Below are 6423 nucleotides of genomic sequence, written 5' to 3'. Positions count from 1 at the left end.
AGAACGTTTCCAGCCATAAAAAGCCTCCCATTTCTTGTGTCCAAGAAATGGGAGGCAGTTCACACGCCGACGGGGCTTCAACAAATCAATGGAACAGAAGCTACTTGATGGTGTTCACGAGCTTCTGGACGCCAGACTTACGCTGGGCAGCCTGGTTCTTGTGGATGATGCCCTTGGAAGCGGCCTTGTCGAGCAGACGACCAGCCTTGTTGGCCTCAGCCTGAGCGAGCTCGGCGTCCTTAGCCTCAACGGCAGCGCGAACGCGCTTGACAGCCGTCTTGAGCTCAGAGCGGACGGCCTTGTTGCGCATACGAGCCTTCTCGGCGGTGATGATGCGCTTCTTCTGCGACTTGATGTTAGCCACGTGCAGATCCTTTCAATTTCTTCTATGTGAGGCCCCTGTTGGCAAGTGGAGTGGGGTTCCACAAGCCGGACACGGCAAGGTCAACCTCGCCACTATAGCAAAACTACAAGGACTTGTGGCCGAAACACGAGGAATCACAAGTTTCTGACGAGAATTAGTGGCCAGAAAGCCGTCGCGATGCCAGCCGGAGGCAATGCCGTGCCGCTCTGCAACCGCAGCGATGGGTTTCTCCACCCAGTCGGCGAGCGAACTCGGGCACTGCCGAGCCAACCCGAATCAGCGAAGCGCGAGCCCCGGCGTCGTCATTGCAAGCAGGAGGCGCTCGAAGGCGGCGTCAGAGTCCGCGCTGCCTTTGAGGGCCCGCTCGCACGAAGCTGCCTCGGAGAGGAGAGCCTCCAACTCGCCAGGAGCGAATCGAGATGCCCAGCGTGAGTGGTTCTTCACCTGCCAAGGAGCACGCCCGAGCTCGCCCGCAAGCGACGAGCCGGCACCACGCGCCGCGAGGGATTTCGCACATATGAGCTCGCGAATGCGCCCAACGAGAACGGAGTGGAGAAACACAAGGGACGGGTTGTCCATAAGGCGATACATGCGCAGGGCGCGAGCAGCGTCGCGCTCGCAGGCCGCGTCGGCGAACGCCCAGGGGCTAACCTCGGCAGTCTGCGCGACATTCGCCTCGACGTCAGCGAGCGTGATACGACCGCTGGCACGGAGGAGCTCAGTCAGCGTCGCAACTTGGTTATCGAGGGCGACGGTCGCCTCGCCGACGCGATTGACGAGCTCCTCCGCAGCGGCGTTGTCCATGGACATGCCATGACTGGCGGCGAGCTTGACGACATAGGGTGGAAGCTCCCAACGCTTGAGCGGGGAACAGTCGATAACCGACTTCGCGCCCACCTTGGCGACCGCCTTGTACAGGCGCGTGTTCTTGGCGAGCTTCTCGGCATCGAGGCAGAGAACGCAGGAGGGGTTGGGGTCAGCGAGATAGCTAACGACTGCCTCCGAGACGGCCTTGACGAGTTTATCCGCCTCGTGGACGATGACGAGGCGGAAGTCCGCGCAGAAGGGCATCGTCTCAAGCGAAGACACGAGGGTCATCGGGTCTTCAATCTGCGAGCCCTGGAGCTCGTCGAGGTTGAAATCCGCCATGTCGGACGGCACGCGTGAGCGAAGTCTCCGCACGGCGGTGTCACGCTTGAGCTCGTCGGCACCAACGACGAGATATGCGGCAAGCAACGCTGCCCCTTCAGCCATCTCTCCCCCAAACCGTTTTGGTATTCCGCATCTGATTGTAGCCGCTTGATGCGATTCGCCCATCCCCAACGCAACGCGAGATGTCGCCACGTAGCGCGCGGCCGCCCGTCAAAGTCATCTCTGGCAAACAACGCGAGGAGGCGCGTCATCGGGCGAGGGCTCGAGCCGAACGTCCCCGTGCTCGATCGTGCAGAGAAACGTAGCGCCCGCAGACTCGAGGGTCTCTATGCACTCAGGCGTTGGATGCCCATAGGAATTGCCCTCCCCCGCGCTTGCCACCGCAAACTCGGGCCTCAAAGTCTGGGCCAGGTCGAGCGATATTGAGACTCGAGAGCCATGATGCCCAACCTTTAGGACATCGATGTCGCCAACGTCGTTCTGATACTCCTCCAGCTGCTCTTGCTCGGCGTCACCCGTGAGCAGCATCTCTAGCGAGCGGCCGTTGCTATCATAAGAGAGGACGAAACAAAGGGAGTCCTCGTTCTCCGATCCGTCTGTCGGGCCATGGGGCCAAACGCACCTCATCGAATAGGAGCCAAGATGCAGGACATCCCCCTCCGATATCTCGCCAAGAGCAGCCCCCGTAAGGTCTCGCACCGAGCCTTCAAGGCCATCCGGCAGGTTTCCGGAAGCTCCCTCGCCCACATATACCGCATCAACCCCTATGAGGCCGACGAGGTCGACGACACCTCCGTAATGATCGTCATGAAGGTGCGTGATGACCACAGCGTCAAGGTGATACACGTGATTCCTCGCGAGGGCCGAGGAAAGGCTCCCCTCAAGGCCGCAATCGACGAGGATCGCATGGGGACCTTGGCGAACGAGGATGGCATCCCCCTGGCCGACATCGAGAATCGTGACGCTAGGGCCCACAAGCACGCAGGTGAGCAATATATAGGTGCCGACAACTACCGTCGCAGCCGATACCGTTCCCAAGAGGGCCCGGCGGGAGGGCCGAGGCCACACGACCAGCACAAAGGCCATGGCAACCAGGGGTACACACTCGGCCCACGGCGGAAAGCAAACGGGGATACAGGCGAGGGGCAGTTTTCCCAAACCTCGAACGAACCAAATGACGATCTCGCAGAGCGTCGCATCCAGACTCAATACCGGGCTTCCGAGAAACGGCAGCCATGAAATCGCAGCTCCCACAAGGCCAAGTGAGACGAGCGGGGTGAACAAAGGCCCGATCAACACATTTGCGAGGGTCGAGACGAGTGAAAGGCGTCCGAACGTCATCGCACAAGTTCCCGCAGTCGCCAGTTGGCAGACGAGAGAGACGGCAATCGCGGAGCGCAGCGAGCGAAGCAGCGCACTCCCCCGCCTCCCGAGTCGATAAGGAACTCTGATTCCGCCCATACGAAGAAACGGCACCAAGGAAAAGCGAGCGAGAAGGGCATCCGCGTACGAGCCGAACAAAGCGAGTGCGATGACGGACGAGACCGACAGCCTGAACCCAAGGTCACAAGAGCAATAGGGGTCCAAAGCGCACATCGCAAGGCATGCGACAGCGACACCGGACGGGGAATGAGACCTCCTGCCTAGCAGCCTCCCACACCGAGACGCAAGCAGCATCACCCAGGCGCGCACGGCACTTGACGGGCAGGCGCAGAAAACGACGTAGGCGGCACTCGACGCAAGCACAGAGAGACTCCGCGCACGGAGGCCCACACCCGCAAGGCCCAGCAGGGTCTCAACACCACCGGCCATCACTGCGAGATGAGCGCCAGACACCGCGATGAGATGAGATAACCCAACGGACGCGAACGCGTCATCAAGGCCTCGCTCTTTGAGATCCGTCCGCGAACCCGCCACCAGGCCAGCCATGAGGGCGCGGCCATCGCCAGAAGACGGATCAATGGCACGAAGCGCCCACGAGCGAAGGGACGCAAGAACCCCTTCCACGCCGGTCGCGGGCACCGCCCCCGAGACTCGAATCATCTTTACCTTGCCGCATAGCCCCTGGGACCGGCTCGTGCGCCCCCAATCATCGTCATCATTTGCCGAGAAGCGCCCGACGCCAGTCACCGTGGAGCCGAACTCGACCCTGTCGGGAAGCGTGAGCCAGACTTTGGCACGACCGCCGTCTCCCACTACGACCTCGGCACGGCATAACCACCCGCTCTGGCCTCTTGTGCAATCAGACCGAACGACAAACTCGCATGCACTTACGCTCGTGCCCTCAAGCGCAGAAGCAGCATCATCCACACGAGCAAACGCCCAGCCACCCTCAAGGCCACCAGCGACGACCGCGACCGAAAGCGCCAATGCTCCCGCAGCCAAGGACCATGATGCCCGAGCAAACCGAATGCCCATCACGGCAAGGAGGGAGGCAATCGACGCGAATAGGGGCAAAAGCCTCACACCCAGAACGCCTTGCAAGACCAGCGCCTGCGAGCCCGCAAACGCAAGGGCGGCGACAAGGACGAGAGGCACATAGGGGCGTTCCGGATAGGGCGGAAGGCCATCCTCCTCAACTGGGCAAGTCGACGCCGACCGAGCATCCCCCCGAACGCGAGAGGCTTCGTCGACAGAGAAAGGCACGTTCTCGTCACGACCCCACGCAAACGCCTGCTCGCGCGATGGGGCCTCAAAAAGCCGCCTAAACACGGATTTGATCCTTGAGCTTGGAGAACTTCCCCTCGCCTATACCGTTAACGCGCATAAGGTCCTCGGGGCTCGCGAAGGGACCGTTACGTTCGCGGTCCTCTACGATTGCAGCCGCCGTGGAGGGACCGACGCCGGGAAGCGAGTCAAGCTCTTCCGCCGTCGCCGTATTGATGTTTATCACTCCGGATGAAGACGGACCGGCATCAGGCCTCGAAGCAGCCCCTGACGAAGTCTGTTCCGTCGCCACCGCCTCCCCTTGCCTCGGGACGTGGATCTTCTCGCCATCCGAAAGCACGGCCGCAAGGTTGAGCGCAGTGGTATCCGCATCCCCAGCGAGGCCACCAGCAGCCATGACGGCGTCGTTCACACGCGGAAGCGACCCCGTTAGCTCATAGACCCCCGGGGCCACAACTGCCCCGTCGATGTGGACGAAAATGGAAGCAGCAACTGTCTCGGGCGTCGAAGCGGCAGAAGAAGTCTCCGTAGTTACCGCAGCAGCAGTGGATGGCGCGTTCTCGCGCTCGATCACGACACCACCGCGGGAGCCTCCGAGAGCGGCGACGACAAAGAGAGCAAGAGAGGCCACCGCGACGAAACCCGCCGCCAACGCGAGCTTCATCTTCCCCCGGGGGCCATGAGGCCGCCAGGATTTCTTTCGAATGAGTTGAGCCATGTAATCGCCTCCCCCCTCAATCGTGGAGGCAACTAGGGCCAAAGAGCGCCGCGAGGGCAAGAAAGTCCCGCACGCTCAAACCCAAATCAAACGCAGACCTAACAGGATTTCGCAAATACATGCCAAACCGCGTCAAACAAACAAGAAAGCACGAGGTAAAAGAAGCGCCGGCACTCATAGTGTCGGCGCTTCAAATGAGCAAAAATTTTTTTGTCCCCAAATGTGAAGAGGCTACTCGTTCACAGGCTCTTCGCTCTTTGCGGCTGAACCCTCAGTCTCGCCAGGCCACTCGGCGGGAGCGAGCTCACGGTGCCTCGCCCTCAGCTCACGCGGAGGACGATACGAAGCACAGGTGTTGAAGTCCACGTACTCGATGTTCTTCATCAGATACTCGACCATCGCCTCGTGGTCAAAGGTCTCCCACGCCTCGCGAACCATGCGGAGGTTCGCATGAGTCTCAGGACGACGCGGCATGAAGAGCGTGCAGCAATCAGGAACCGTCTGCGCGCTGATGTCATACGTGCCGATCTTCTGGGCTCGATCGATGATATCGATCTTGTCCGTGCCAATCAGCGGGCGGAAGACCGGAATCGTGGCGACGTCATTCGTGGCAGTGATGTTCTCGAGGGTCTGAGAGGCGACCTGGCCAAGAGACTCGCCCGTGACCAGAGCCTTCGCACCCTCGAGCTCGGCCACGCGTTGCGCGACCTCAAACATGAGACGGCGATACATGATGACACGGAGCGCCTGCGGTGCCTTAAGCGATATCTCGCGCTGGCACTCGCCAAAGGGCACCACATAGAGGCGGCCGATGATACCAGCGGGCTCAAGCGCACGGACGATATCCTGCGTGAGCCACTCGGACTCATCGCTCGTCATCGGACGGCCGGAGAAGTGCACGGGCACGCAGATAGCGCCGCGACGGCCGACCATCCACGTGGCAACGGGAGAGTCGAAGCCGCTCGAGAGCAGCGTAACGACCTTGCCCGCGGTGCCTACGGGAAGACCACCCGCGCCGCGCTGTGAGGCGGCGTCCGCATACACGTAAACGTCAGACTGAACAACGTGGACGTTCACCGTGACATCAGGCTGGTGCATCTGAACGCGGAGGTCCGGGAAGGCCTCGCACAGGGCGGCTCCAACCTGGCGGTTGAGGTCGATGCTGTGGATTGGGTAATCGGTGTTGGAGCGGCGACCGTGAACCTTGAAAGACTCACAGCCCTTGCAGGCACGAAGGCTCTCGATAGCCGCGGCGTTGTACTCCTCAGGGTCACGAGCGCAGCGCCACGCGACGGAAACGCGAGCGACACCAGGCACGGCGGCAACCATGCCGGGGATGTCCTCGGGCATGCCACCGTCTTCGAAGCTCACGCGAACGTACCCCGCAAGGCGCTCGACATGAGCCGAACGCCCCTTAAGGGCACGCTTGAGGTTGGTGATGAGCTGGCGCTCAAAGATAGAACGATTCTTACCCTTGAGACCAATCTCGTGATAATGAACGAGGCAGACGCGATCAGCCACG

Annotated in this window: 5 protein-coding genes; all 5 read right to left on the bottom strand. The window is 61.3% G+C overall.

Annotated elements, in window-relative coordinates; genetic code table 11:
• Positions 1 to 100 precede the first annotated feature (100 nt).
• Entirely contained in the window at positions 101 to 364 is a 264-nt protein-coding gene (gene rpsT, locus ABCN07_RS06480) for a 30S ribosomal protein S20 (RefSeq protein WP_293814128.1), read from the bottom strand.
• A 276-nt stretch (positions 365 to 640) separates the two neighbouring features.
• Positions 641 to 1618 (bottom strand): DNA polymerase III subunit delta, encoded by a 978-nt coding sequence (gene holA / locus ABCN07_RS06475; RefSeq protein WP_343005909.1) that lies wholly within the window; start codon positions 1616 to 1618, stop codon positions 641 to 643.
• 114 nt (positions 1619 to 1732) lie between these two features.
• A complete protein-coding gene (locus ABCN07_RS06470; protein WP_343005908.1) occupies positions 1733 to 2554 on the bottom strand; it encodes an MBL fold metallo-hydrolase in 822 nt (273 codons plus the stop codon).
• Positions 2555 to 4220: 1666 nt separating this feature from the next.
• Positions 4221 to 4847, bottom strand: coding sequence for a helix-hairpin-helix domain-containing protein (locus ABCN07_RS06465; protein WP_343005907.1), 627 nt, complete (start codon positions 4845 to 4847; stop codon positions 4221 to 4223).
• Between the two features lie 285 nt (positions 4848 to 5132).
• On the bottom strand, positions 5133 to 6422 hold the full coding sequence (gene thiI / locus ABCN07_RS06460) for a tRNA uracil 4-sulfurtransferase ThiI (protein WP_343005906.1): 1290 nt from the start codon (positions 6420 to 6422) through the stop codon (positions 5133 to 5135).
• Position 6423: the final 1 nt, after the last annotated feature.

Source organism: Collinsella sp. 1033st1_E11_1033SCRN_220408 (genome assembly GCF_039062465.1).
In the GTDB taxonomy this organism is placed as follows: domain Bacteria; phylum Actinomycetota; class Coriobacteriia; order Coriobacteriales; family Atopobiaceae; genus Parolsenella.
This window is presented reverse-complemented; position numbering and strand designations above follow the sequence as displayed.

What these genes read in the sequence shown, in the direction of transcription:
- holA (WP_343005909.1), bottom strand. Translation starts at nt 1,618, where the DNA reads ATGGCTGAAGGGGCAGCGTTGCTTGCCGCATATCTCGTCGTTGGTGCC.
- ABCN07_RS06465 (WP_343005907.1), bottom strand. Translation starts at nt 4,847, where the DNA reads ATGAAGCTCGCGTTGGCGGCGGGTTTCGTCGCGGTGGCCTCTCTTGCT.